Here is a 25,978-nt window from a genome sequence, read left to right on the forward strand (position 1 = left end):
CTATCGCAGCCACCACCATGCGGAGCGGTTGAACCTCATGGAACAGATGTTACGCCCACCGCGACCGCGGGGTTCACGGCCTGAGCCGGTGCAGGTCGCGCGGGAAGAGGGTCACCTCCCGGATGTTGGACGCCTCGATGAGCCGCGACACCCAGCGCTCCAGACCGATGGCGAACCCTCCGTGCGGCGGCATGCCGTGCGCGAAGGCCGAGAGGTAGGACTCGTAGGCGTCGGGCGACTCCCCCCGCGCCTCGATGGCCGCGACGTAGTCGGAGTGACGGTGCAGTCGCTGTCCACCGGTCACGAGCTCGAGGCCGCGGAAGATCAGGTCGAAGCTGTTGCTCCACCGCGGGTCGTCGGGCTGAGGGTGGGTGTAGAAGGGCCGCTTGCGCATGGGATACCCCTCCACGGCGAGCACGTCGCTGCCGTACCGCTCCTTGGCCCACTCGCCGAGGGCACGCTCGTGCGCCGGCGCCAGGTCGGGCTCGTCGTCCGGGGCGCCGACCCGCCGCAGTGCGTCCTGGAAGTGGATCACCGGGATTTCGTCGGGGATCGACGGCAGCGCGAATCCGAGGCGCTCCACCGCGTCGCCGCTCTCGGTGCGGATGCCGTCGACCATGCCGAGCAGGACCCGGTGCAGCAGCGTGAGCACATCGCGGTGGTCACGGATGAAGCCGAGCTCGGCGTCGAGCGACACGTACTCGGCGAGGTGGCGGACCGTGTCGTGCGGTTCGGCGCGGAAGACCGGACCCGTCTCGTAGACGCGCTCGAAGACGCCGACGAGCTGCTGCTTGAAGAACTGCGGGCTCTGCGCGAGGTAGGCCGTCGTGCCGAAGTAGTCGACGGGGAACACGTTCGCCCCCGACTCGGTCACGGAGTCGACGAGCTTCGGCGTCTGGATCTCGGTGAATCCCTCGGCGTCGAGCGTGCGGCGGAAGCCGCGCAGGCTCGCTGCGGCCAGCTCCCACTTCGCACGCTGAGCGGGGTGCCGCCAGGTCACCGCCGCATGGTCGAGCACGGTGGGGAGCGCGGCGTCGAGCGTGGGCCGCCACAGCTCGACGACCGGCGTGCGTGCCGGCTCCGAGAGCAGGGTGATCTCGGGCGCCGTCACCTCGATGCCACCGGGGGCGTGGGCGTTCGCGGTCGCCGTGCCCTCGATGCGCACGACCGTCTCCTCCCCGGGAAGACCGGCGGTCGGGAGCTGCTCGGGCCGGAACACGATCTGCGCGAGTCCCGTGCGGTCTCGCAGGATCAGGAACGACACGGTGGCGAGTTCCCTGCGTCGATGCACGTGTCCCATGAGGGTGATCCGCGCGCCAGGTGGTGTGTCGGGAAGCTGAGTGGCGAGAGTGCGAGCGGGGTCGGATGACGACATGATTCCTCCAGGTGGCGAAAGCCCTGGAGGTGCGGGCGGGGGCTAGATCGCGGTGCCACCACACCTTCGCCGATCGCTCATCGGCCTCTCGTCGATACGCCGGACGCGCGGGAGCCGCCTGCCCCGGAGGGCGGAGGGTCGTCACTCCCTCACAGCTGCCGTCGCCATCGTAACATCGCGCTCGACCTCGCCCCCGGCGCGCGCTTCGCTCACCAGCACGGCCGCGACGCCCGCCGCGCACAGGACGAATCCGAGGAGGGTGACAGCCGTGAGCGGCTCGCCGAGCAGCAGCGCGCCCGCAGCCGCGGTTGTCGGGGCGACGAGGAAGAGGAGGGCGTTCAGTGCCGTGATGCCCACCCGGCGGAGAAGCCACCAGTACAGTCCGTAGGCGGCGAGAGTCGGGAAGGCCGCCGCGAATCCCGCGGCGAGCCAGAACGAGACGGATGCCGGGGGCACGAGTGCTCCGAAGATCGCGGCGATGGGCACGAGCGCCACGGCCGTCACGGTGACGTGGATGGCCAGGGTGACCAGAGTGCCGGTCCGCGGTGCCGACCGGCGCTGGAGGAAGGTGCCGACGATCAGGCATGCCATCGCCAGTGCCGGCCAGACATACGCGATCGGGTGCGCCTCGGAGTCGTCGAGCTGCGATCGCACGACCAGCAGCACTCCCCCCGCCCCGACGAGGAGCCCGACCCACTGCGCGCCCCGGACGCGCAACCCCAGCAGTGGACCGACCAGGACCGCGACGATGAGGGGCTGCACGGCATCGATCAGAGCGGTCGTGCCGGTCGCGACTCCCGCCCCGATCGCCGCATAGACCGCTGCGCAGTAGCCGAACTGCGCGAAGAGGCCGATGAGCGCCTGCCGCCCGACGTCCGCCCGCGTGACGCCCCGAGCCGCCCCCGTGCTCACGACGATGATGATCAGGATCAGCGCGAGCGGCACGAATCGCCACACGAGCAGGCTCAGCGGCGAGACGGCGTCAGCGGAGTCGGCGGCGATCGCGGGGACGAGGAAGCCCGAGCTCCAGCTCACGACGAACGCCGCGGCGGCCAGCACCGTCACCGCGACACGAAGTACACCGATCTGTTTACTCATCTGCTCGACTATACAGGTTTGTATAGTCGAGCAGATATGATGGGAGCATGGCCGTCCCCGTTCCCGAACTCGCCCCGCTCACACCGGGCGCCACCCGCGTCCTCGACGCGGCATCACGGCTCTTCTACGAACGGGGCATCCACGCGGTGGGGGTCGACACCATCGCGGAGGCGGCCGGGGTCACGAAGAAGACGCTCTACGACCGCTTCGGCTCGAAGGAGGCCCTGGTGGTCTCCTACCTGCAGCACCGCGATGCCCTGTGGCGCGCACACGTCGCCCGACACCTGGAGAGCGTGCCCGAGGCCGGCATCGAGCGGGTGCTGGCCGTGTTCGACGCGGCGATCACGTGGTCGGACGACTACAGCCCGAAGGGGTGCAGTGCGATCAACGCCCGGGCGGAGATCGGCGACGGCCACGACGGCCACCCCGTCTTTCCCGAGGTCTCCCGCCAGAAGGCGTGGCTGCTCGATCTGTTCCTCGAGCTGTGCCGCGACGCGGGTCTCTCGGAGCCCGCGCTGATGTCGAAGGCCATGATGCTGCTCTACGAAGGCGCGATCGTCACGGTCGGGATGGAGACCTTCGCTGCGCCGTTCGAGGTGGCGCGCGGCCTGGCGCGCACGACGCTGGAGCAGGCTGGGCGCTGATCTGCTCAGCTCCCAGTCCAGCTCAGCTCAGCTGCGCGAGGGTCCTGCGACGTATGAGCGGCACCACGGCCGCGACGACCACCACGATCGCGGCGACGAGCACTGCCGTGGTGAATCCGCCGGCGACGACCGCGGCGATCGTTCCGAGAACCGCGATGCCGAGGCCACCGCCGAGCGCGAAGCCGACCTCCTGGATCGCACCGACCTGGCCGGCATCGTCTTCGGTGGTGGCATCGAACAGTGCGGTGGCCGCGAGCGTCGCCCCGATGCCGAACCCGAGCCCGACCAGTACCAGCGGCACGGCGACGACCTCGGGATCGGTGAACAGCCACGCCATGCCGGCGGCCTGGAGCAGCAGTGCCCCGACGGTGAGCGCTTCGGCCGGCACCCAGCGGAGCGCGATCGGAGCGACCACTCCACCGATGGCGATGGCGGCCGCCTGCGGGAGGATCGCGAGGCCGGCCTCCGCAGCGCTCCACCCCCTCGTGTCCTGCAGATGCAGGCTCACGAGCAGGACGGATGCCGAGGAGACACCGCTCGCGACGAGGATGCGGGTGATGGCGGGACTGAATCCCGGAATCCCGAACAGACGCATGTCGATGAGCGGTTCGGACAGTCGGCGTTGGCGCAGGATGAAATACACGAGGCCGCCGACGGCGACCACGGCGGCGATCCCCGCCGGCACGGGTGCGGCGAGTGCCTCGTGCAGCGCGAAGGCGAGAGCACCGAGAGCGACGATCGACGTGACGATGCTCGGAAGATCCCACGACGGCGTCCGCGAGCTGCGGGAGTCGGGCACCAGCCAGAGGGCCAGCACACCGGCGAGCACCGCCAGCGGCACGCTCCCCAACAGCAGCCAGCGCCATCCGGGCCCTTCCGCCAGCAGTCCGCCCAGCACCGGGCCGAGCGCACTGCCCACCCCGAACGTCGCCGTCCACAGTCCGTAGGCGAGCACCCGCTCCCTGGCGTGATACTTCGCGCCGATCGTGGCCACGACCCCGGCGACGACGAACGCCTCGGCCACACCCAGCAGCGCCCGGATCACGATGAGCAGCATCCCGCTCTGCGCGAATCCGCCCACCGCGTTGAGCACCGCGAATCCGGCGAGCCCGATCAGCACGATCTTCTTCCGCCCGAAGGCATCACCGATCCTCGCCGCGAGGATGAGGGTCGCGGCGAGCGAGAGCGCGTACACGTCGGCGAGCCAGAGGCCCTCGGTGTCGCTGAGCGCGAGCTCGCCGCGAATGGCCGGAAGTGCCGTCGAGACGCTGCTGATGGCGAGCGCGCCGATGAGGATTCCGAGGAGCAGAGGGACCATCGCGAACCAGAGGCGAAGGGTCGAGCGCGAAGCGGTCAGAGAGGGGGTGGAAGTCACGCGTTCAGTCTGTAAAGTACAGACAGATGGTGCAAGTACGGTCATTTCTGTCACGTACTGACAGTTCGGATACTGAACCAAGCGATACGAGGAGCGTGCGATGAGGGAGAAGACCGAGCGGATCGTGCGCGACTGGTCCGAGTCGTGCGACGCCGAGGTGTCGATCGCAGTTCTCGGCGGCGCCTGGAAACCGAGCATCCTCACGCTTCTCGGTGAGCACGAGGTGCTGCGCTTCGGCGAGCTCGGCCGCCTGCTCGAGAACCCGACCGCCCGAGTCCTCACTCGCCAGCTACGCGAGCTGGAGGAAGACGGCCTCATCACCCGCACCGTCTACCGGCAGGTGCCGCCGAAGGTCGAGTACCGCCTGAGCGAACTCGGCACGAGCGCGACCCCGCTGCTCGTCGAGCTGACGCGGTGGGGCACGCAGTACGCCGAGCGGCAGCGCGCAGCCTCGATCGCCGGCGCACCCGACGACCGGGACGCCGTCGTCGTCTAGGCCGTCGCCTACTCGCTGTCGAGGAAGACCCCGACGCGCTCGCCGTCGTACACGAACTGCAATGCCGTCCCCGAGGGGAAGCGTTCGCTCAGCTCCTCGGGGGCGTTGCTGTCGAACGGCACTTCGACGGTCGCGGGGAACGTGCCCACGGCGCACCCCGTGTACATGGGTCCGTCGTAGCTCCAGCCTTCGGAGACGTCGAACTCGTCCTTCGCGGGCACCTGATCCGCACGGAAGACGGTGAGGCAGTTCGACCCGACAGAGCCGTTGTAGTACCCGCCGGCGCTCTCCACGAGAGCCAGCCCGTAGAAGTCGAACACCGCCGAACTCGGACCGGCGCCCATCCACCCGGCCGGGATCTCCAGGGTCGACGTCGATTCGAGCGTGGCGATCTGCGGAGCTCCCGACGAAATGGCCACGGGCGAGATCTTCACGAGCGCGAACGTGACCGCGGCCGACACCGCGGCTGCGGCCAGGATCGCGACCACCCACAGGATCCTCGTGGTCCGCGCCGTGAACCACGCCGCCAGGCGCTCGGCCGGTTCCTCCTTCGGCGCGACCTGCGCCGACGGTTCGGCGACAACGCCGGCGAACACATCGAGCGCCTCGTCCCGCTCATCCGGAACGCCTCCCCCCGACCGCATCGCTCCCCGCCCGGGCTGCACCGGAGAGACCGGATCGGGCTGCCGGACGGTCTCCGTCTGCCGAACGGATGCCACGCCCTCGCCCGCCGCGTCCCGCGGCTGCCTCATCGCCTCCAGCTGCTGAAGGCGCCGAAGCGCGGCAGGATCGTTCGCGATGTCCGCCGTGGGACCATAGGCGCGAGCCCGGAGGGCGCGAAGCTCTTCATCAGCCGCAGTGCTCATCTCCGGCATCGTCTCACAGGCCAGCGGGTCAACCGCAGAAGGCCGAGGCCGAGTCCTTGAGCTGCTCGATCGCCTCGACGGTCTCCGGCGCCTGCAGGTCGGTCATACCGCCGATCTGGGTGGCGCCGGAGCGGATCAGGTCGCCCAGCTGTCCGTCGACGTTCGCCGCGAGTCCCTCGAGCGATGCGACGAGTTCATCGCGCGCCGCGTCGGCCTGCTCGGCCGACACCTCGCCCTGGTCGAGCATCGCCTGGTACTGCCCGTAGGCGTCGTCGATCGTGGTGCAGGTCGCCTGGACGTCGACCCCCATGGCGTCGCCGGCCATCTGCGTGACCTGAGAGCATCCGGTGAGGGCACCGGCCGCGAGTCCAGCAGCGAGTACGAGAGGAAGGACCACGATTCGGCGCATGGCACGAGGGTAGCGGCTGCACCTGACGTCCTCCTGCGGGTGCGAACAGATCGCCCCATCGGCCCTCTACATCCACCAAAGCACGTGGCATAAATGTTACAGTGGTGCGAGGAGGATTAATCATGAGCAGTCAGTTCTGGCAGGACTTGCAGACAGAGATGCAGGATCCGGAGTTCGCGCGCGCATACGCGACCGAGTCGATCAGGATCGCGACGATCGACGCGCTCGTGAATGAGCTCGATTCTCTACGAGAGGGTGCCTCTCTTTCTAAGGCGCAGCTCGCCCGGGCCATCGGGGCCGATCCCTCTGTCGTTCGCCGACTGCTCTCCTCATCGTCGGTCAACCCCACGCTGGGAACCCTTGCCGAGGTTGCGGCAGCTCTGGGCATGAAGGTCACGCTTGCGCCCATGAATCAACAGGAGAAGAAGCAGATCACGGCACCGATGCTGGCCAGCGTCGCCTGAAGCTCAGACCGTCGAACGCGGGTTACGCGACCTGTACTCCTGACCAAGGCTTCGAACACTCCGGTAATCCGATTCGCTCAACAGCGTACGAAATGGCTTGCTCCGACCGTCCACAACCACCAGGGTCGGCTTATCAGCTAGCGCTGCCTCATAGTCGAGAAGGCAGAACAGACGATAGTGAGTCCGACGCGGGGGCCCATCGACCCGGACCTCGAACCACCCCGTCATTTCGCCATGCATAGCTTCCCAATACCCTCCGCCGGCGAATCGCTTCGGAGGCGCGGAAGCGACCGCCGCGAGAACAGTCCTCATCGTCGCGCGCACCTTGAGGGGGAAACTCTCGAGCGCGTCTTTCCCGGGCGCGGTCTGGGAGGAGTCGTCATCCTTGTGCCGACGGAAGTAGACGATGTCGTGAGAATCATCTGAAGACGGGCCCAGTTTGATAGTCGGCTTCGCCGCCCTACGGGAGCCGCCTTTAGGAGTCATGGCGCGACATTACCTTACGCACGATCAGCGTCGATACGACTCTGGCGAGCAGACCAGGCGTGGAGGGGTTGCACGGGCGTGGGCGTCTATCATCGCAAACGCGCGATGGCCGGGGAGGTGGGCGCCTGATGAAGGTCATGCTCGTGGATGACGACGCGGAGATCCGCCTCGGTTTCACGACCGCCCTGCGACGCCGTGGTCACACCGTCGACACCGCCGTGGATGTCGCCTCGGCCCGCCTGCTCGCCGAACGCACCACCCCGGACGTCGCGATCATCGACGTCATGCTCCCCGACGGTGACGGGTTCTCGCTGTGCCGCGAGATCCGCACCCGGTGGGGCTTCCCGACCGTGATGCTCACCGCCCGCGATGAGGATGCGGATGTCGTCGTCGGCCTCGACGCCGGCGCAGACGACTACATCGCGAAGCCGGTCAGCGTGGCCGTGCTCGAAGCGCGCCTGCGGACGGTCCTGCGCCGCAGCTCGCGCCTCACCGCCGAGCCGCTGCGGGTCGGGTCCCTCGAACTGCGCGAGGACTCCGCGGAGGCGCTGGCCGACGGCGAGGCGCTGCCGCTGAGCGCCACCGAGTTCCGCCTGCTGCACGAGCTGGCCCTGAACGACGGTCATGCCCTGAGCCGCTCGCGCCTGATCGACGCGGTCTGGGCGCAGTCGCCACCCGACACTCCGCGGGTGGTCGACACCGCGATCCAGCGGCTGCGGGCGAAGCTGACCGCGGCGAACGTGTCGACACCGCAGCTGGAGACCATACGCGGGATCGGATACCGGCTGAGATGACCGCACGACGTCGTCGCCCCACCCTCCGCACGGCCATCGCCCTCGCCCTCGTCGGCAGCACGATCGCCGTCTCGGTCCTCGTCACCGGAGTCGTCGTGTTCACCGCGGGGCGCATCGTCTACGAGTCGCGGCAGCAGGGCCTGCTCGACGAGTTCTCCACGACCGCCGACGCTCTGTTCACGTCGATCTCCACCGGGTCGCCTGAGGACACGTGGAAGTACTACGCCGAGATCCTCCCCGGCGAGACCGTCATCATCGACCTCGACAGCGGCCGCAGCGCCGGGGAGCTCCGACCGGACCAGGTGCCGGATGCCCTCGGCATCGACGACAGCCACCGCTCGGGTGATCTGACCTCGCTGATGACCACGCTCGACGGTCGAGAGGTGTTCTTCGTCTCGACCGTCCGGGACGATCTCCCCCAGGACCCGGGCGCCCGCCTCGCCGTCGTCACCGCCTACTCGATGCAGCCGCAGCAGGAGCAGGTGCGAGATCTCATCGTCTCGGGCGCGCTCCTCAGCGGCGGCGTGGTGGTGCTGGTCGTCCTGCTCGAGCGTCTGCTCGGCGGTGCGTTGACGCGTCCGCTGCGGCGCCTGGTCAACACCGCGCATGCCGTCGGTTCCGGCGACGGCCCGCCGGAATGGAAGCCGTCGTTCGACGACGTCGACCGCGTGGCCGACGCCCTCCGCCTCTCCTCGGAGCGGCTGGTCGACACCATCGCCCAGCTTCGGCGCCGTGAGGCGGAGTCCCGGCAGCTGGTCAGCGACGTCGCCCACGAGCTGCGCACACCGCTGACCTCGATGATGGCGGTCGACGAGCTCCTCGACGAGGACGAAGAGGCGACCACGGAGGAGCGGGCGGTCGCCGCCGCGGTCGTGCGCACCGGAACGCGCCGCCTGCACACCCTGATCGAGCACCTGCTCGAGCTCTCCCGCCTCGATGCCGGGGTCGCACGCGTGCACCGCACGACCGTCGTGCTCGCCGATCTGCTCGCCGACGTGATCGATGCGACCGGCGTCGACGTCGTCGAGCTGTCGGTCTCCCCGGATCTTCGGATCCGCACCGACTCGTCGCGGCTGCACACCGTGGGGGCGAACCTGCTCACCAACGCGTCCCGGCACGGTCGCCCGCCCGTCACGGTCCGTGTGCTCGAAGACGGCGACATGCTGCACATCGACGTCTGCGACCACGGTTCCGGCATAGCCGAGCCCGACGCCGAGCGGGTGTTCGACCGCTTCGTCACCACCGACCGTTCGCGCTCCGACGGCGCGGGCACCGGGCTCGGACTCGCGATCGCCCGCGACAACGCCCGGCTCCTCGGCGGCGAGCTCACGCTGCTCCCCCGCTCCCCCGGCGCGACGTTCCGGGTGACCCTTCCTCGCCTGTGACACTCGTGTGACATTCGTCCTCGACGATGGCTACTCGCCCCTGTCGAGAGGTCTTCCCATGAGTCTTCCCCCTCCCCCTTCTCCGAGCCGACGACGCCGGAGACGCCTGCGGCGCTTCCTCACCCTGACTGCGGTCGCGATCCTGGTCATCGGTGGGGGAACGGTCGCTGTCGCGGCGATCCGACTGTCGCAGAACGTCACCACGGTCGAGCTGCACCCCGCACACACCGACGAGCCTCCCTCCGTCGCAGACTTCGACGGCGAATTCGACGTGCTGCTCGTCGGATCAGACGGTCGCGCAGGACAGGGCGCCCAGTACGGCGAGGGCGGTGACGTCGAAGGCAGCCGGAACGACGTCACCCTGCTGCTGCACGTGAACGAGTCGCACGACGCGGCCACTGTGATCTCCTTTCCGCGCGACCTGCTCGTCGACATGCCCTCGTGCACCGACCCCGGCACCGGGAAGACCTGGGATGCCGGTCACCGGGTGCAGTTCAACGAATCGCTCGCCCGCGGAGGGCTGGGGTGCGTGGCGTCGACGGTCACTGCGCTCACCGGAATCGACCTCGCCTATGCAGCGGAGATCAGCTTCACCGGAGTCATCGACGCCTCCAACGCGGTCGGGGGCGTACCCATCTGCTTCGCCGGCCCCATCCACGATCGGCACTCCGGGCTGGAGATCCCCGAAGCGGGCACCTACGACCTCAGTGGCGAACAGGCTCTGGCGCTGCTGCGCTCCCGCTACGGCATCGGTGACGGGAGCGATCTCGCCCGCATCTCGACCCAGCAGGTGTTCCTCTCCTCTCTCGTGCGAACGCTGCGCGACCAGTCGACCCTGACCGATCCGGTGAAGCTGTTCGGGATCGCCGATGCCGCGACGCGGAACATGACGCTGTCCACGCCGCTCGCAGACCTCGGAACACTCGCCTCCATGGCGAAGGTCTTCAGCGACCTGCCCCTGGAGAACATCGCGTTCGTGTCGTACCCGCACCTTCCCGCCGGCGACCGCGTCGTCCCCGACGAGCAGGCCGCCGTCGCGCTGCTGGAGCGGGTGAAGTCGGGCGAAACGGTGAACATCAGCGCCGACCACACGGGCCGTGGGAGCGAGTTGTCCGAGCCATCCACCCCGCCGTCGGCCGATACCGAAGAACCGACGACGACGGAGCCCGAGACCCTGCCGGAGAACATCGACGGGCAGAGCGCGGCACAGGACACCTGTGTGCGCCCGTACTCCGGGTAGCGTCGCGTGACTCGCGGGCGTGGAGCGTCGATCCCACGCCCGCGAGTGCGGACTATCCGGTCGCGCCCGTCAGTGTGAACGGGATGGTCGTGGCATTGCCCGCCACGTCGTACACGACCAGAGAGTTCGCGCCGGCGACGGCGCCGAACGCTCCCGGCTTCACGAAGTTGAGGTCGGACCAGACGTTGTCCGTCAGATCCTTCCCCGCTCCGTTGAGGGTCAGCCGATCCACCTTGCCCGCATCGTTGAGCTTGTACGACACCAGGCTGTAGGTGCCGTCGGCCCCGACGGTGAACTGCCCGCCGTCCTTGACCGTGACCGCGGGAGCGGTGACGTCGAGCGTGAATCGAACGGTCGTGGCATTGCCGGCCAGGTCGTACACGACCAGGGTGTTCGCCCCTTCCACCGCCCCGAACGCCCCCGGCACCACCGCGTTCAGGTCAGACCAGACACCGTCCGTCAGGTCCTTCTCGACGCCGTTGAGCGTCAGCCGATCGATCTTCCCGGCATCTTGCAGCTTGAACGAAACCTTGCTGTAGATGCCGTCGCGTCCGACCGTGAAGTCGGCCCCGGTCTTGACGGTCGCGACGGGTGCGGTGGTGTCCTCGGCAGCGGCCGTGACCGAGAGGTCGCGGAGGCGTCCGAAGTTGTCGAAGGACCCGAAGCCCACCCGCCCCTCGGGGAAGGTCTTGTCGTTCGCAGTCATCAGCGGGGTGTCGAGCCCGTCGACGTACACGGCGATGTCTCCCGTGTCGGCGCAGCGCAGCACGCGCACGTCATGCCACTCCTCGTCCGTGACCGCGGGCGGCGCCCCGACCGCACCGTCCCACTGGTCGTCGATCCGCTCCCGGTCGGCCTTGTTCACCTTGAAGATGCCGTTGTGCGGGTAGATCGAGTTGTCCTGCGAGAGGTGCGCGTAGTAGTACTCCGTGTCCGACTTCCACCCGAAGACGATGATGACGTCGCGGTTGTTGACCGATGCCTTCTCGTCGAGTCGCACCTGGCCGGTGAGGTCGAACGAGCCGAGCTCTTCGCCCTCGGTGAGCACGGCGTACTCGAACGGACGGCGGATCCCGTCGTTCGGGTTCGTCCCCGCCTCGGTGAGCACGACCTCGTCACCGGGGAAGTCCCACTTGGCGGGTGTCCGCGGCGCCCAGTCGTCCTCCGCCATCACGTCGGTGAGGGTCTCGCCGTCCGGCGTGCACGCGGGCGGCACCGGCGGTTCGACGGGCGGCACGGCGTAGAGCGCGTACTGCGCGGCGACCTGTTCGGCCGTCGGCACCGTGTCGAGCAGCATGATGTCGTCCATCCGCCCGTTGAACGGATTGGCCTCCTTGGTGTTCTGCGGGAAGCTGCCGCCGATCTTGATGCCGGCCGGTGCGGTGTCGGAGGTCGATCCGTCTCCCCACGGGTTCGCTGCGGTGTACTTCCCCGCGAGTTCCTCGCCGTTCATGAACAGCTTCATCTCGCCGGCGGCGAAGTCGAAGGTCGCCGCGAGATGCACCCACTGCCCCTTCTTGAGGATCTCGTTCCAGGGCAGGTCAGCCGCGAACGTCCAGGAGCCGGCACCATCGACGCGGCGCCCGAGAGCCACGAGCTTGAGCTCGCCGTCGACGGTGATGACCTCGAGCAGCGCTCGCACCGCGTGCCCGTCCGAGGTGCCGGTCAGCACACCCGCGAGACCGATGGCGTTGTACACGTCATCCGGATTCGCGGTGCCGGAGTTCAGGGCCGGGTGATCGCCGGTCGGCTTGAACCAGCCCATGACGGAGGCCTTGTCGGTGCCGGCGAACCTGTCGAGCGACTCGACGCCGTCCGCATCGTAGACACCGGCCTTCCAGTCGTCATTCGACGCGGTCCGCGGACTCATCTGCTGCGTCTGGAGGGCCTCACCCGCACCCGGGTAGGCGCGATCGGCGACTCTCATCTCGACCCCGCCGTTGATCAGCGAGATGGGGGTGCCGGAGCGACCCTGATCGAGCTCGATCGTCGGCTTCGCGGCATCCGGGTGGTCGAAGTCGTGGTGCGTGACGAGGTTCGGTGCGAGCGCAGGGAGAACGAACGGGTTGGTCGGCTCATCGACCGAGCGCGCGCCCGTCACCTTCCAGATCTTGCCGTTCGCCTTCGACACGAGGTAGAGCTCACCGTCGGCGTCGGAGCCGAACCGCAGGTCGACGCGCTTGTCGCCGACCAGCTCCTGGAACGTGGTCTCCACGCCGTCGGCGAAGACCCTCAGCTCCTTGATCGTGGCGAGGTCGGCGATGTCACCGTCGTTGCGCACCATCTCCGCTGAGTCGGTGGACAGCACCCAGCCGCGCACCAGATCCGTGAAGAGGTAGCGGCCCTGGAGTTCGGGAATCTCGCCGCGATAGACGAACCCGCCGTTCACGGCCACGCCGGCGTCGCCGGTCTGCCCGGGATCGCGGTTGTGGTCGTAGGCGGCCACCGGATACGTGAAGCCGTTCTCGGCATCGTCTTCCGGCAGCGGGAAGATCTGTCGGTTCTCGGCCAGGAACGAGCCCTCGCGCACCGACCAGCCGAAGTTGTCTCCCGGCTCGACGGCGTAGACCGACTCGACCTGCCATTCGCCGATGTGGGCGAGGTACATGGTGTGGTCGCCCTCGGGGTCCCAGCTGATCCGGTGCGGGTCGCGCATGCCGACGGCGTAGATCTCGGGCAGCGCATCCGCCTCGTCGACGAAGGGGTTGTCATCCGGAACGCCGTAGGCGCCGTTCTCACTGTCATCGCCGGTGGGGTTCACTCGCAGGATCTTGCCCTGCGGAGTCGCCAGATCCTGCGGGTTGCCGTTGCCGACCCCGTTCCCGCCGTCGCCGACGAGCACGTACAGGTTGCCGTAATCGGCGTCTCCGGCCGACACCGTCGGGTTGAACGCGATCTGCTGCACGGTGTGCACGCGTCCGGCGAACGGGATGCGCATGACCTCGCGGTGCGTACCGGCGAAGGTCGCAGCCGACGGGTCATCGGCCTTCCACTCGGTGATCACGCTGTGGAACGCGGTGGTGCCGAACGCGGGGAAGTCCGGGGTGTCTTCCGTCAGCGCCGTACCGCCCTCGGTGTGCACGGTGTAGAACAGCCCGTTCTCGGCGAAGTCGGGGTGGAACTCGGCGGAACCGAGACCCGTGCCGAGCCCTGCGCTGTTGTGGAAGTTGTCGATGAACTCGTTCCGGACGTTGAGGTACGGGACGTATTCGCCCGATTCCTTGTCGACCAGATAGAGGATGTCGTTGTTGTCGGGCACCATCAGCCGGCCGGAGTCGTCGGGCACCTCGTCGAGGTGCGTGATGCGGTTGCGCCGAACGAGACGCTGGTCCTGGGTGGCCGGGGTCGTCTGCGACTCCGGAAGCTGCGCGAGCTCGGTCACCTCGATCCCGAGGTCGGCGAGAGCGGGATCGGGCAGCGGGTTGAGCAGCGGCTCGTTCGCCGTGCCACCCGGTGCGCAGTCGCCCGGGTTGCCTGTCGCGATAGCCAGGTTCTCCCCCGTGTTGTCGACGGCCACGTCGTCGAGCAGCAGGCGTCCTGTGCTCGTGGCACCGTTCTTCCAGAAGAAGCGGTCGAGCGCGCCGTTCACGGCCTGACGGAAGCCGAACTGCTGCTCGGTCCCCTCCGGGAGGCGGGTCTGCTCCTCGTACGCGCCGCCCTGGCTGTACACGGTGACCTTGTCGGCCGCGTTGTCGGCGACGATCCACACGCACTGCCAGGCATCCTTCGACCACACGCCGGCAGGCTTGAAGGCCCCGCCGTCACGGACACGCAGCACGTCGTCGTTCTGGTTGTTCACGTAGGCGCGACTGTTCACGTAGTCGTTCGGTGCATCCACATCCGTGAGTCCGAACGAGGTGTCGACGCTGCCGGTGCGCAGGAAGCGGAAGAACAGCGTGCCGGTGTCTCCCTCTGCGATGGCGGGGATGGCACGGTACGACTGCTGCCCTCCCCCGACGGATTCGACGACCTGATTGTTGCCGTTCAACGGGTCGGCGATCACGCGAGGCGCCCCCGACGCCGCCCATCCGTCCTGACCGTTCAGGGCGACGCGCTCGTATCCCTCGAAGTCGATCAGCTCGGTGAAGGGTTCCGCCGCGGCAGCGGGACTCGCGGTCAGCAGGGCTCCGACGACGGCGGCCGCCGCGACCAGCGCACCCGTTCGTCGGACGCCGAAGGATCGAGGAGGCGGTGCGGCCGATCGAGTGCTCGAGCTCGCGGGGCGCATGGTTCGTTCGTGCATCAGAAACCTCTCAACGTCGTCGTCGTGTGGTGTCGTGCCGATGGTCGTGCCCCTTCTCCGGGGCGGCACTGCAGCGGAGAAGGCGTGGGACGGAACTGCGGCTCAGGACGCAAACGCTTTCGCAAGCGCTTTCGTCGAATGGACGAGAAAGGCGGGAGGAGGCCGTCTTCGCCTCCTCCCGCCGGAGGTTCACCCCGCGTCGGTCACCGAGGGCTTGCCGCCGAGATACAGCGCGGCGAGGGTCGGATCCGCGAGCAGCTCGGACGCGGGCCCCGAGATGTGCACCCGGCCGAGGTCGAGGACGCACCCGATGTCTGCGGTCTCGAGCGCCCGCCGCGCATTCTGCTCCACGAGCAGCACGGCGGTTCCGGCGTCGCGCATCCGCACGATCTGCTCGAAGACCTTCTCGGTCGTCTTGGGGTCGAGGCCCATCGACGGCTCGTCGAGCAGCACCACCTTGGGGCTGACCATGAGCGACCGCGCGAACTCGACCTGCTTCTGCTGACCGCCCGAGAGCAGGCCCGCGAGCTGCTTCCACCGCTCCCCCACGATGGGGAAGAGGTTCTGCACGAAATCGACGCGCTCCTGGATGACCGCCTGGTCCTTGAGGGTGAAGGCGCCGAGCATCACGTTCTCGCCGACCGTCATCTCGCGAAAGACGCTGTGACCCTGCAGCACGTGCGCGAGCCCGTGGCGCAGCATCGACTGCGGTCCTTCGCCGGTGATGTCGCGGCCGTCGACGCGGATGCTGCCGGAGCGCGGCTTGAGCATGCCGCTGGCGACCTTGAGCACGGTCGACTTGCCGGCGCCGTTGGGCCCGACGAGGCAGACCACCGATCCGGGCGGCACCTCGACCGTGAGGCCGCGGAGCACGAGCGCCGCACGGCCGTAGCCGGCCTCGATGTCGCGCAGCTCGAGCAGGTTCTTCGCTTCAGACTCCAAGGTAGGCCTCCAGGACTCGGGGGTCTTGCTGGATGATCGCCGGCGTGCCCTCGGCGATCTGACGCCCACGGTCGAACACCACCACGTGATCGCACAGGCTCATGACCATCTCCATGTTGTGCTCGACGATGATGAACGTCTTGCCCTCTTCGTTGAGCTCGCGCACCAGGGTGGCGATGCGTCCGATGAGAGCGGGGTTCACGCCTCCCGCCGGTTCGTCGAGCATGATCGTGTCGGGCTCGCCCATGAGCACGCCCGCCAGCTCCAGCAGCTTCTGCTGGCCGTAGCTGAGGTTGCGCGCCTCGGCGTGTTCGAGGTGGTCGATGCCGACGCGCCGCAGCCACCCCCGTGCCCGTTCCAGCTCGTCGGGGTCGGCTGCCGAGCGCAGCTGATGCCAGACGCTCGGGCTGCGCACCGCCACGAGCAGGTTCTCCATCACCGTCATGCGCGGGAACACCCGGCACAGCTGGAAGCTGCGGCCGATACCGGCGCGGGCGATGCGGTCGGGCGACTTGCGGGTGATCGCCTGCCCCCGGTAGCGCACCTCTCCGGAGTCCGGCTTGATCATGCCGGTCACGCAGTTGAAGAAGGTGGTCTTGCCCGAGCCGTTCGGCCCGATCAAGCCGTTGACCTTGCCCTCCTGGAACGAGACCGTGGCGCCGTCGACCGCTGTGACGCCGCCGAACGACTTCGTCATCGAGACGGTGCTCAGGCTCTCGAGCGTGGTCGTGGACTGTGCGGTGGGGGCGTTCATGACGACGTCTCCTTCGTCGAGGCATCCGCTGTTCGCGTCTTGTTCTGTTCGAGCAGCTCCCCGGCGGTCACCTCACGGATCGACGCCGCGTGGGACTTCCGGGTGAAGAGGCCCTTCACTGCCGGGATGATGCCGTCCGGCATGAAGAGCACGACGATGCCGAGCAGGATGCCGGTCGCGATGAGGTGGAACTGCGTGTCGCCGAACTCGAGCTTGAAGTACTCGAGCGCGACTCCGACGACGACGGCTCCGAGCAGCGGGCCGAAGAGGTTCCGCACCCCGCCGAGCAGCGCCATGAGCACCATGTAGGAGCCGATGAGGATGGAGAACTGGAAGATCGGATCCAGGTCGCCGAACCAGAGGGCGTAGAGTCCGCCGCCCAGCGAGACGAACAGCGCGGACAGCACGTAGGCGATCAGCTTGTACCGTGTGGTCGGCACTCCGAGTGCCTGCGCCTTGTCCTCGTCCTCGCGGATCGACTTGAGCGCTGTGCCGAACTTGGAACGGTCGATGATCCACCACACCACGAGCGCGAACGCCAGGAGCCCGGCGAACAGGTAGTAGAAGATGCGGTGATGCTCCGGCCGGAGCACGTCGAACGGACGCGGGACGTTCAGGCCCTCGGATCCGCCGGTCACATCGCGCCAGCTCTGGAACACCAGCAGCATGATCAGGACGAACGCGATGGACACGATCACGAACGAAGCGCCGCGCACCCGGAGGGCGGCGATGCCGATCGGGATCGCGATGATCACGACGAGCACTGCTGCGAGGATCCAGGCCACGAACCCGGGAAGGTCGAGGAACTTGATCAGCAGGCCGGTGCCGTAGGCGCCGAGACCGAAGTACGCGGCATGCCCGAGGGAGATGTATCCCGTGAAGCCGCCCATGAAGTTCCACCCCGTCGACAGCACGGCGTAGTTGAGGATCACGACGCCCGCCGAGAGGATGTACGGGTTCGGGGCGATGGTCGGGAAGGAGAGGACGAGGGCTGCGCCGACGATCAGGAGGACGATGCCCACCCACCTCGACGATGTGCGCCGCACGGGAGCGGATGGAGCGATCACGACCGTCTCGGTGGCGATCGGCTCTCGGCTAGAAACGCTGGGCAAGACGACCTCCGAAGAAACCTTGCGGACGGAACATGAGCGTGGCGAAGAGCGCGACGTAGAAGACCGTCTGCGCCCAGGTCGGCCCCAGCGGAAGCTGGAGCAGGCTCTGCGCGACGCCCAGGATGAGAGCCGCGATGGCGGCACCGGGGATGCTGCCGAGGCCGCCGACGACGATGATCGCCATGAGCGGTCCGATCCAGTGCCAGTGCAGAGAGGGATAGATCGTGGCGTCGAGCGAGAGCGCCGTGCCGCCGATCGCGGCGGTCGCGAGCCCGAGCCCGAACCCGTAGCCGGCGACGCGATCGGTGTTGATGCCGACGAGCCGTGCAGCCTCGGGATGCTGGATCGTCGCCCGCAGCGCCTGACCGAACTTCGTGTACTTGAGCAGCACGAACAGGAGCGCGAGGGCCACGGCCGCCAGCCCGAACGCGATGAGCTTGACCACCGGCACCTGCGCACCGAAGAAGTCGAGACTCGCGCTGGCGTACGGCAGCGGGATGCGACGCTGGGTCCCGGTGAAGAAGAACCCGAGCGCCCCCTCGATGATCAGCGCCACAGCGAACGTGAGCAGCACCGACATCATGGTCAGGGTCAGCGGCTTGAGCCTCGAGACGAGCAGCCGTTGCATCACGACGCCGGTCAGGAAGAACAGGGGCACGGTGACGATGAGCGAGACGAGCGGATCGATGCCCGTCTCCCGGTTGAACCACCACGCGAGGTAGGCGGCCAGGATGAGGAAGGCCGAGTGCGCGATCATGACGACGCGCATGATTCCGAAGTACAGCGTGAGCCCGGCCGCCAGGAGGGCGTAGAGCCCTCCCAGCAGGATGCCGAGGATCAGGCTTTGCAGCAGCAGTGCACCACTCACGCGCAGATCACCACGTCGGCTTCGGGAAGAGGAAGTCGGCTTCCTTGACGTCCTCGGGGAGGACGATCAGGATCTCGCCGTCGATCCACTGCTGGATGAGGTGGGCGCCGGTGGGCTTGCCCGTCTCGTCCCAGCTGAGGGGACCGACCACGGTCTCGACCTCGTTGTCGCGCAGCCAGTCGATGAGCTTCTGCTGGCAGTCGCCCTGCTCGGCGCACCCGACGGCCTCCACCGCTGCGGCGACCACCTGACCGGTCGTGTAGGCGTTGGCCTCGTCTTCCGACGGCGGGTTGCCGTGCATCTCGGTGTACTTCTCGACGAACTCGATGTTGCTGGGGAACTGCGACTTCGGCGAGTAGCCCGTGGGGGCGAGGATGCCCTCGGTCGCACCGCCGATGGCTGCGGCGAACTCGGGGTTGGTCGGAGCGGTGGAGAAGGCCGCGAGCTCCGGCTGATAGTTGAGCTGCTGGAGCGCGATGATCAGGTTGACGGCGTCCTGATACTGCGTGCCGCCGATCACGATGTCGGCGTTCGACTGCGCGATCTTGGCCGCGATCGTGGAGAAGTCGGTGGTGTTCGGCGGGTAGACCTCGTTCACGAGGATCTCGACGCCGGCGTCCTCCAGCTTGTCCCTGAGGCCGTAGGCCGTGCCCTGGGCGAACGGGTCGTCCATCGAGGCGACGGCCGCCGTCTCCGGACGCTCACCCTCCGGCAGCGCGAGCAGGTAGTCCGCGAGGTTGTTGTAGTGGTCGTTCGCGATCGCGGGTGCGGCGTAGAAGAGGTTGTCGAAGCCCTGCTCGAAGACCTCTTCCGCGGCGCCGGCCGGCTCGACGAACAGCATGCCGTACTCCTGCGCGACGCGGGCCGACGGCACCACGAGTCGGGTGGAGAACGGCCCGAACACGAGGTCGACGCCGTCCTGCGCGATCAGCGACTCGTAGTCGGAGACGACCCGGTCGGCGTTGGACTGGTCGTCGAGGATCTTCAGCTCGACCTGTCGGCCCAGCAGTCCGCCGTTCTCGTTGACGATGTCGCGCCACGCCTCGTAGCCTCGCTCGACGCCCTTGCCCGGTTCGGAGAAGTCGCCCGTGAGCGGCAGCGAGATGCCGATGACGATCGGATCGTCGGAGCCACCTCCCTCGGCCTGGTCGCCGGTGGCCGAACAGGCCGAAACCGTGAGCGCGGCGATCGACAGCGTTCCGATCGCTGCAGCGATCCGTCGACCGTATCTGGGTGCAGTCATCCGAGTCTCCTACGTCATCGTAGCGAAAGCGCTTTCGTAAGCGCTTCCGCCACTATAGTGGGACCGAAGAACGAAGAGCAACCTACCGCGCAATCAGCGTCGATCTTGCTCCTGGGGGGAGGTTTCGTGAAGCGTGAAGGTGCGCCGCGACTCATCGATGTGGCCGAAGCCGCAGGGGTATCCCTCGCGAGTGCGTCCCGGGCGATGACCGGCGGATCCGGCATCTCGCCGGAGGTGGCCGCGCACGTCCGCGGGATCGCGACGCAGCTCGGATACGAACCCAACATGCACGCGCGCGGACTCGCCGGCGGACTCGTGCCGACGATCGGCCTCGTGGTGCACGAGATCGGCGACCCCTACTTCTCCGACATCGCGAGCGGTGTGATCCGCAGTGCGGCTCTCGAGAACCGGTCGGTGCAGATCGCCCAGGCCGACCGCACCCCCGACAGCGAGCTCGCGCAGGTGAAGTCGCTGCTGCGCCAACGTGTGGGGTCGATCATCATCGCGGGCTCGGGGTACGCCGACCCCGGTCGCGAGCAGGGCATGACCGAGGCGCTCCTGGACTTCACGCTGGCAGGGGGCCGCGCCGCGGTCATCGGCCGCCACCATCTGCCGATCGATGCCGTGCTGCCCGACAACCACCGCGCAGGAGTCTCCGTCGGCCGACACCTCGCAGAGCTCGGGCACCGCCGCATCGGGGTCGTCGCCGGCCCGCTCGATCTCAACACGGTCGCCGACCGCATCGCGGGCCTCCGCGAGGGCACGAACGACACCGACGTGGAACTCACCGTCGTGTCGCGGGAGTTCACCCGCGAAGGCGGCATCGAGGGCGCCCGCGAGCTCCTCGACCGCGATGTCACCGCCATCGTCGGCCTCAACGACGCGATGGCGATCGGCATCCTCAGCGAGCTGCGGCAGCACGGGATCAGCGTGCCCGACGAGATGTCCGTCGTGGGATTCGATGACATCGCCGTCGCCGCGGATGTGGCCCCGGCGCTCACCACCGCACGCATCCCGATGTTCGAGATGGGCCAGCACGCCGTCTCCCTCATCCTCCGCCCCGCGAGCGACGAGGCGAGGACCATCACCACGGCCCACGAACTCATCGTCCGCCGGTCCTCCGGCCCTCCCCGCAGCTGAGCGCGGTCGGCTTCCGAGCTACCGCCCGAGCCGGCACGAACAGGAAGATCCCGCTCAGGGGGCGGCGTTCCACGCATCAGCGAACGCGCGCCCGCCCGGCATCTCGCCGAGATCGCTCGCGTCGATGACCTGAGCCGTCCGCGTACAGAAGGAGCCAGCGGGCCAGGTGATGCAGAGCCGCTCATCGAACTCGGACAGCGCCTTGAGAGGCACGGCCGTGCCCACGAGAACGCGCTCAGAGGGAGCGGAATCGAAATCCACCTCGAGGACTGTGCCGGGGTTCACGCGCACGGCCTCGACGCCGTCCGTGCGCATGAGTCTCATCGCGGTCTCCGTATCACCCCGCAGGTCGCCTGCGGAGGACGCCAGCCGGAACACGGTGTCGTCACCCTGCCCAACCGCGATCCTGACCGGAACCTCGGCAGCGCCGGGGCTGCGCGAGACAGCACCCGCCAAGTGCTCGACGGCTCCGACCGATGTGGCAGTGAGAGTGAGGGAGCGGTCGTCCGTCCACACCGACGCGACGCTCGCCCTGGCGCGCTCGTCCAGCTCGTCCAAAATCCCCCGCGCCTCGTTCCCGTTCGCCCCCGGCGACAGCGTGACCAGGTTGCTCTGATAGAACACGGTCGTCGACGTCGGATCGAGAATCTCCGCGACGATCGTTCGCGCTGCGTCGACGTCACCCTCATCGGCGAGGGTGACGCTCACAGCCGCCTCCTCTGCCCGGAACGCGGTGACGGGGACCTGTGCCCGCAGAGTCTCGTACGCGCGAACGGCGTCCGAGGCCCATGCCCCCAGCCGTCCCGACACCTCGACGGCGCTGCCCCCATCTTCGGGGGACCGCACGGTGATCGACGGCGTCTTACCCCCCGCCGCGGCGATGGCCGGTGCGTCGAGGATCAGACCGGCGATCTCCGACGTGGAAGCCGCGATGAGGGTCACGTGGTCGAGGTCGTTTTGGTAGTCGGTCGAGATGAATGTCCCGGAGCGCACCCGTGGATCCGCGCGAAGCTCGAAGACGGCATCAAGCACGGCAGCGCTGGACTCCTGGGTCGCGAGGACCGGGAACGTCCAGTCGCTCGCCACGACGTCGATCCTCACACGCGACTCGTCCTCGTCTCCCGCCGTGTCTCCACGAAAAGACACGATCCGGCCCACGAGCCCACGCAGCTGTTCCTCGTCGAGCTCATCACGAACAGTGACCGTACCCCCGACTCCGCCGGTGAACGGCATGTTGTCCGCGGTGGACAGATCCAGCCGGACGACCGCAGGATCGTCGCCGAACTCTCGCTCGAACGAACCCTGCACCGCATCACCCGACGCACAGCCGGCCAGCGCGAGCAGAAGCACGCAGGCCGCGAGCACGGCTGATATCCCCCGTCCCGCACGCGCGTGATCCATGCTCTGCATCCCCTCCCATGGTCTGCGTACAGCCTCAGCCCGTCTCCTCGGCGGGCTCACGCCGGATCACGAGTATCCCACTCGGACCGCACCGAGCCCGTCACCGCAGACGGCGACGGGCTCAGGCTCAGGCTCAGGCTCAGGCTCAGGCTCAGGCTCAGGCTCAGGCTCAGGCTCAGGACAGCGGCGGATCAGGAGCTGCCGGTGGTCGAATCCAGCTTCGCCATCACCTGGTTGATCGTGAACGACGCCGACTCCTGTCGCGCGGGGAACTCCACGAGGCTCTGCAGCATCCGTGCGACGTACGCCTGCGCCGGCACGAACAGGAAGATGTGATCGAGCACCCAGTCCCAGTACGTGTTCGAGGTGATGTCCGCCCGCTCATAGGGGTCGGTGCGCAGGTTGAACAGCTTCGGGAAGCGCAGTTCGATGTAGGGCTCCTGCCAGACGAGCAGCGTCCCGACGGCGCGCTGCTCGAGGAACACGACCTTCCAGTTCTCGAAGCGCAGCGCCGTGAGGTCACCGTCATCCGAGACGTAGAAGAAGTGTCGGCGCGGGCTGTGCTCGACGGCGCCCGTGATGTAGTCGAGTTGGTTGTTGCCGTCGAGGTGCACCTTGAACTCGGTCCCGTGCAGTTCGGTCCCCGTCTTCAGACGCTCGGCGACGTCGTCGTCTCCGACTGCCGCGAGCAGCGTCACGAACCAGTCGTTGTGGCTGACGATGCCGTTGAGAGTCGTCCCCGCCGGGATGTGGCCTGGCCAGCGGACCATCGCCGGCACGCGATATGCACCCTCCCAGTTGGAGTTCTTCTCGTTGCGGAACGGCGTCATGCCGGCGTCCGGCCAGCTGTTCATATGCGGGCCGTTGTCGGTGGAGTACATGACGATCGTGTTCTCGGCCAGCCCGAGCTCGTCGAGCAGATCGAGCAGGCTTCCCACCACGTCGTCGTGGTCGAGCATCGTGTCGTGGTACTCCGACTGCCAGCGTCCGGCGCGCCCCTTGCTCTCTTCCTTGGTGTGGGTGCGGAAGTGCATGTGCGTCGAGTTGAACCAGACGAAGAACGGGGTGTCGTCGTCGGCCTGTTTGCGGATGAAGTCGGACGCGGCGTCGCGGAACTCCTCGTCGACCGTCTCCATCCGCTTCTTCGTCAGCGGCCCGGTGTCTTCGATGCGCTGAGTGCCGTCGTCGTTCGCCCAGGAGTGGAGCACGCCGCGCGGGCGGAACTTCTCACTGAAGCCCGGAAATTCTTCATCGGTCGGGTAGTCGGGGTGCTCCGGCTCCTCCTCCGCGTTGAGGTGGTAGAGGTTTCCGAAGAACTCGTCGAAACCGTGCGCGGTCGGAAGGTGCTCGTCACGGTCGCCGAGGTGGTTCTTGCCGAACTGCCCGGTGGCGTAGCCGTGGTGCTTGAGCGCATCGGCGATGGTGGGATCCTCGGCCTGCAGGCCCAGCTTCGCCCCGGGCATCCCCACCTTGGTGAGTCCGGTGCGATAGGGGTTCTGTCCGGTGATGAAGGCCGCACGTCCGGCGGTGCAGCTCTGCTCGCCGTAGTAGTCGGTGAACTTCACGCCCTCATCGGCGATCCGATCGATGTTCGGCGTTCGATAGCCCATGAGACCGTCGGAGTACGTGCTCAGGTTGCTGATGCCGATGTCATCGCCCCAGATGATGAGGATGTTGGGCTTGTCTGCCATGGGTGGCTCCTTGCGTCAACCGGTGAGATGGGGCGATCGCCCTCGGTCGTAGCCAAGCAGTCCCCTCAGGAGAAGCCCAGGGCCTCTCACTCGGAGCGGGTGAGCCGGAATCCGATGTGCGACATGCCGGTGTCCTCGGCCTGCGGCGAGCGCGCGGCCGGACGGAAGCGCAGGCAGTAGTCGGGTGAGCAGAGGTGCGACCCGCCCTTGAGCACGCGGCGGGGGATGTCGGGGAAGCCCTCCTGCGCACTCGCGGCGGCGAGCAGGTTCGTGCGCTTGCCGGCGTCGACGGGGGTATCGGAGAGGCGGATGTGCCGCGGGGTGTAGAAGTCGGTCGTCCACTCCCAGACGTTCGCGATCATGTCGTAGAGGCCGTAGCCGTTCGGAGGGTACGAGCCCACAGGAGCCGTGCCACCCACGCCCTGGTTGTCGTAGGGAAAGCGTCCGAGCCAGGAGTTCGCCTGCGCGACACCACCCGGATACGCCTCGTCGCCCCACGCGAAGGGGGCGCCGTCGACTCCCCCGCGCGCCGCGTACTCGTGCTCGGCTTCGGTCGGCAGACGCATCCCCACCCAATCGGCGTAGGCGACCGCGTCTTCGAACGCGATGTGCACGACCGGATGCTGCAGCCGATCGTCGATCGACGAGTCGGGTCCGAACGGCCGGCGCCAGAACGCGCCCGGCTGCCAGCGCCACCAGTTGCGCCAGTCACCCAGATTCGTCGGACCGGCGGTCGGGGTGAAGACCATCGCCCCGGGAACGAGGTCGGCGGGATCGGCTCCGGGGAACGCGGCGGGATCGAGCTCTCGTTCGGCGACGGTCACGTATCCGGTGGCGTCGACGAACTCGACGTATTGCGCGTTCGTCACCGGGTAGCGGTCGATGAAGAACGAGGCGACCTCGCGCTGATGCGCCGGGCGCTCGTCGGGATAGAAGTCGTCGGAGCCCATCAGGAACGTGCCGCCCGGGATGTGGACCATGTCGCGCGAGTTCGTCACGTGCTCAGCGTAGTGTCGGCGTTCCGCGGAATCCGGGCCGATCTGGAAAGATCATCCGCATGATCACCGTTCACCTGCGCTACGAGATCGACCCCGACAAGCTCGACGATTTCACCGAATACGGCCGCACCTGGATCCGACTCGTGGCGAAGCACGGCGGCACCCATCACGGCTACTTCCTGCCGAGCGAAGGTGACAGCGACGAGGCCTTCGCGCTGTTCACGTTCCCCTCTCTGGCGGAGTACGAGGTCTATCGCACCGCCTCGAAGACCGACCCGGAGTGCATCGAGGCATTCGACTTCGCGCGCCGGACGCAGTGCATCCGCCGCTACGAGCGCCGCTTCCTCAGCCCGGTCTTCGAGGGCGCCTGAGCATGATCGCGCCGGCGGTGGACGCCTCCGCGCTCACGTCCGTCACCACACTGTCGACCCCGCGTCTTCGGCTCGAGCCCCTGGGCGTCGCGCACCTCGACGGCGTATGGGAGGGGCTGCTCGACGACGAGAGCATGCGGCTCACGGGCACGCGTCAGGTGTTCACCCGCGAGGCGGTGGTGCGACACCTCGAATCCCTCGCCGACCGCGACGACCGCGCGGACTGGGCGATCATCGAGCTCGGCACCGAGGAGTACGTCGGCGAGATCGTGCTCAACGAACTGGAGGCCGACGATGCGTCGATGAACTTCCGCATCGCGCTGAATCCCGGCTGGCTCGGACGCGGCTTCGGCACCGAGGCGACCCGCGCCGTCCTCGACCACGCTTTCGGCCGCATCCGGCTGCACCGCGTGAGCCTCGATGTGTACTCCTTCAACCCCCGCGCCCAGCGCTCCTACGAGAAGGCCGGGTTCCGATACGAAGGGCGCCAACGGGAGACCCTGTTCTGGGACGGCCAGTGGGTCGACTCCATCCTCATGGCGGTGCTGAACACCGACGAGCGTCCCGTCGCTCCCTAAGCTGG

23 protein-coding genes are annotated in these 25,978 nt (G+C 68.0%); 9 read left to right on the forward strand and 14 right to left on the reverse strand.

The features are described 5' to 3' along the window. Positions 1-73: 73 nt before the first annotated feature. Both aspS and ACFVWL_RS03505 read right to left on the reverse strand, forming a co-directional pair. Positions 74-1,375 carry an aspartate--tRNA(Asn) ligase gene (gene aspS / locus ACFVWL_RS03500; RefSeq protein WP_387178525.1) on the reverse strand — a complete coding sequence of 434 codons (1,302 nt, stop codon included), beginning with the start codon at positions 1,373-1,375 and terminating at the stop codon, positions 74-76. A 141-nt stretch (positions 1,376-1,516) separates the two neighbouring features. After that, the gene (locus ACFVWL_RS03505) at positions 1,517-2,473 is read right to left on the reverse strand and encodes a DMT family transporter (RefSeq protein ID WP_387178528.1); all 957 of its coding nucleotides are present in this window, start codon (positions 2,471-2,473) and stop codon (positions 1,517-1,519) included. A gap of 47 nt (positions 2,474-2,520) precedes the next feature. Here ACFVWL_RS03505 and ACFVWL_RS03510 point away from each other — a divergent pair, with 47 nt between their 5' ends. After that, entirely contained in the window at positions 2,521-3,117 is a 597-nt protein-coding gene (locus tag ACFVWL_RS03510; RefSeq protein ID WP_387178530.1) for a TetR/AcrR family transcriptional regulator, read from the forward strand. A 22-nt stretch (positions 3,118-3,139) separates the two neighbouring features. On the opposite strand, the gene ACFVWL_RS03515 is transcribed toward ACFVWL_RS03510, so the two are convergent. Continuing rightward, positions 3,140-4,492, reverse strand: coding sequence for an MFS transporter (locus ACFVWL_RS03515; protein ID WP_387178535.1), 1,353 nt, complete (start codon positions 4,490-4,492; stop codon positions 3,140-3,142). Positions 4,493-4,592: 100 nt separating this feature from the next. On the opposite strand from ACFVWL_RS03515, the gene ACFVWL_RS03520 reads away from it, so the two are divergent. Beyond that, positions 4,593-4,988: a winged helix-turn-helix transcriptional regulator gene (locus ACFVWL_RS03520; protein ID WP_387178537.1), complete on the forward strand. Its 396-nt coding sequence runs from the start codon at positions 4,593-4,595 to the stop codon at positions 4,986-4,988. Positions 4,989-4,996: 8 nt separating this feature from the next. On the opposite strand, the gene ACFVWL_RS03525 is transcribed toward ACFVWL_RS03520, so the two are convergent. Continuing rightward, the gene (locus ACFVWL_RS03525; protein WP_387178540.1) at positions 4,997-5,854 is read right to left on the reverse strand and encodes a hypothetical protein; all 858 of its coding nucleotides are present in this window, start codon (positions 5,852-5,854) and stop codon (positions 4,997-4,999) included. Between the two features lie 28 nt (positions 5,855-5,882). After that, positions 5,883-6,263, reverse strand: a complete 381-nt coding sequence (locus ACFVWL_RS03530) for a hypothetical protein (RefSeq protein ID WP_387178543.1) — start codon at positions 6,261-6,263, stop codon at positions 5,883-5,885. Between the two features lie 122 nt (positions 6,264-6,385). Between ACFVWL_RS03530 and ACFVWL_RS03535 the strand changes: the two genes are divergently transcribed. The 4 genes from ACFVWL_RS03535 (at position 6,386) to ACFVWL_RS03550 (ending at position 10,632) form a co-directional block, all read left to right on the forward strand. Next, positions 6,386-6,727 carry a helix-turn-helix domain-containing protein gene (locus tag ACFVWL_RS03535; RefSeq protein WP_387178545.1) on the forward strand — a complete coding sequence of 114 codons (342 nt, stop codon included), beginning with the start codon at positions 6,386-6,388 and terminating at the stop codon, positions 6,725-6,727. A gap of 614 nt (positions 6,728-7,341) precedes the next feature. Next, positions 7,342-8,007, forward strand: a complete 666-nt coding sequence (locus ACFVWL_RS03540; protein ID WP_387178548.1) for a response regulator transcription factor — start codon at positions 7,342-7,344, stop codon at positions 8,005-8,007. Beyond that, positions 8,004-9,392: a sensor histidine kinase gene (locus tag ACFVWL_RS03545; protein ID WP_387178550.1), complete on the forward strand. Its 1,389-nt coding sequence runs from the start codon at positions 8,004-8,006 to the stop codon at positions 9,390-9,392. The genes ACFVWL_RS03540 and ACFVWL_RS03545 overlap by 4 nt, the downstream gene beginning before the upstream one ends. Before the next feature lie 58 nt (positions 9,393-9,450). Further along, on the forward strand, positions 9,451-10,632 hold the full coding sequence (locus ACFVWL_RS03550; protein ID WP_387178552.1) for an LCP family protein: 1,182 nt from the start codon (positions 9,451-9,453) through the stop codon (positions 10,630-10,632). 52 nt (positions 10,633-10,684) lie between these two features. Here ACFVWL_RS03550 and ACFVWL_RS03555 read toward each other — a convergent pair whose 3' ends face one another. The 6 genes from ACFVWL_RS03555 to ACFVWL_RS03580 all read right to left on the reverse strand — a co-directional run bounded on the left by ACFVWL_RS03555 (position 10,685) and on the right by ACFVWL_RS03580 (position 19,794). After that, complete coding sequence (locus ACFVWL_RS03555; protein ID WP_387178555.1) at positions 10,685-14,875, reverse strand: PQQ-dependent sugar dehydrogenase; 4,191 nt, start codon at positions 14,873-14,875, stop codon at positions 10,685-10,687. A 189-nt stretch (positions 14,876-15,064) separates the two neighbouring features. Continuing rightward, positions 15,065-15,817 carry an ABC transporter ATP-binding protein gene (locus ACFVWL_RS03560; RefSeq protein ID WP_387178557.1) on the reverse strand — a complete coding sequence of 251 codons (753 nt, stop codon included), beginning with the start codon at positions 15,815-15,817 and terminating at the stop codon, positions 15,065-15,067. Continuing rightward, the gene (locus ACFVWL_RS03565) at positions 15,807-16,571 is read right to left on the reverse strand and encodes an ABC transporter ATP-binding protein (protein WP_387178560.1); all 765 of its coding nucleotides are present in this window, start codon (positions 16,569-16,571) and stop codon (positions 15,807-15,809) included. Before ACFVWL_RS03565 ends, ACFVWL_RS03560 begins: the two co-directional genes overlap by 11 nt. Further along, positions 16,568-17,683: a branched-chain amino acid ABC transporter permease gene (locus tag ACFVWL_RS03570; protein ID WP_387178562.1), complete on the reverse strand. Its 1,116-nt coding sequence runs from the start codon at positions 17,681-17,683 to the stop codon at positions 16,568-16,570. The genes ACFVWL_RS03565 and ACFVWL_RS03570 overlap by 4 nt, the downstream gene beginning before the upstream one ends. Next, the gene (locus ACFVWL_RS03575; RefSeq protein WP_105528557.1) at positions 17,667-18,551 is read right to left on the reverse strand and encodes a branched-chain amino acid ABC transporter permease; all 885 of its coding nucleotides are present in this window, start codon (positions 18,549-18,551) and stop codon (positions 17,667-17,669) included. Before ACFVWL_RS03575 ends, ACFVWL_RS03570 begins: the two co-directional genes overlap by 17 nt. A 7-nt stretch (positions 18,552-18,558) precedes the next feature. Continuing rightward, positions 18,559-19,794, reverse strand: a complete 1,236-nt coding sequence (locus tag ACFVWL_RS03580; RefSeq protein WP_387178566.1) for an amino acid ABC transporter substrate-binding protein — start codon at positions 19,792-19,794, stop codon at positions 18,559-18,561. 126 nt (positions 19,795-19,920) lie between these two features. On the opposite strand from ACFVWL_RS03580, the gene ACFVWL_RS03585 reads away from it, so the two are divergent. Further along, positions 19,921-20,934, forward strand: coding sequence for a LacI family DNA-binding transcriptional regulator (locus ACFVWL_RS03585; RefSeq protein ID WP_387178569.1), 1,014 nt, complete (start codon positions 19,921-19,923; stop codon positions 20,932-20,934). A gap of 54 nt (positions 20,935-20,988) precedes the next feature. Here ACFVWL_RS03585 and ACFVWL_RS03590 read toward each other — a convergent pair whose 3' ends face one another. The 3 genes from ACFVWL_RS03590 to ACFVWL_RS03600 all read right to left on the reverse strand — a co-directional run bounded on the left by ACFVWL_RS03590 (position 20,989) and on the right by ACFVWL_RS03600 (position 25,006). Further along, positions 20,989-22,335, reverse strand: coding sequence for a hypothetical protein (locus ACFVWL_RS03590; protein ID WP_387178572.1), 1,347 nt, complete (start codon positions 22,333-22,335; stop codon positions 20,989-20,991). Between the two features lie 191 nt (positions 22,336-22,526). Beyond that, on the reverse strand, positions 22,527-24,026 hold the full coding sequence (locus ACFVWL_RS03595; RefSeq protein ID WP_387178576.1) for an arylsulfatase: 1,500 nt from the start codon (positions 24,024-24,026) through the stop codon (positions 22,527-22,529). 86 nt (positions 24,027-24,112) lie between these two features. Next, on the reverse strand, positions 24,113-25,006 hold the full coding sequence (locus tag ACFVWL_RS03600) for a formylglycine-generating enzyme family protein (protein WP_387180904.1): 894 nt from the start codon (positions 25,004-25,006) through the stop codon (positions 24,113-24,115). A gap of 77 nt (positions 25,007-25,083) precedes the next feature. Here ACFVWL_RS03600 and ACFVWL_RS03605 point away from each other — a divergent pair, with 77 nt between their 5' ends. Continuing rightward, the gene (locus ACFVWL_RS03605; protein WP_105528552.1) at positions 25,084-25,395 is read left to right on the forward strand and encodes an NIPSNAP family protein; all 312 of its coding nucleotides are present in this window, start codon (positions 25,084-25,086) and stop codon (positions 25,393-25,395) included. Positions 25,396-25,397: 2 nt separating this feature from the next. Next, positions 25,398-25,973 carry a GNAT family N-acetyltransferase gene (locus ACFVWL_RS03610; protein WP_387178579.1) on the forward strand — a complete coding sequence of 192 codons (576 nt, stop codon included), beginning with the start codon at positions 25,398-25,400 and terminating at the stop codon, positions 25,971-25,973. The last annotated feature ends 5 nt before the right edge of the window (positions 25,974-25,978 follow it).

The sequence above is a fragment of the Microbacterium sp. NPDC058269 genome, from assembly GCF_042881445.1.
In the GTDB taxonomy this organism is placed as follows: domain Bacteria; phylum Actinomycetota; class Actinomycetes; order Actinomycetales; family Microbacteriaceae; genus Microbacterium.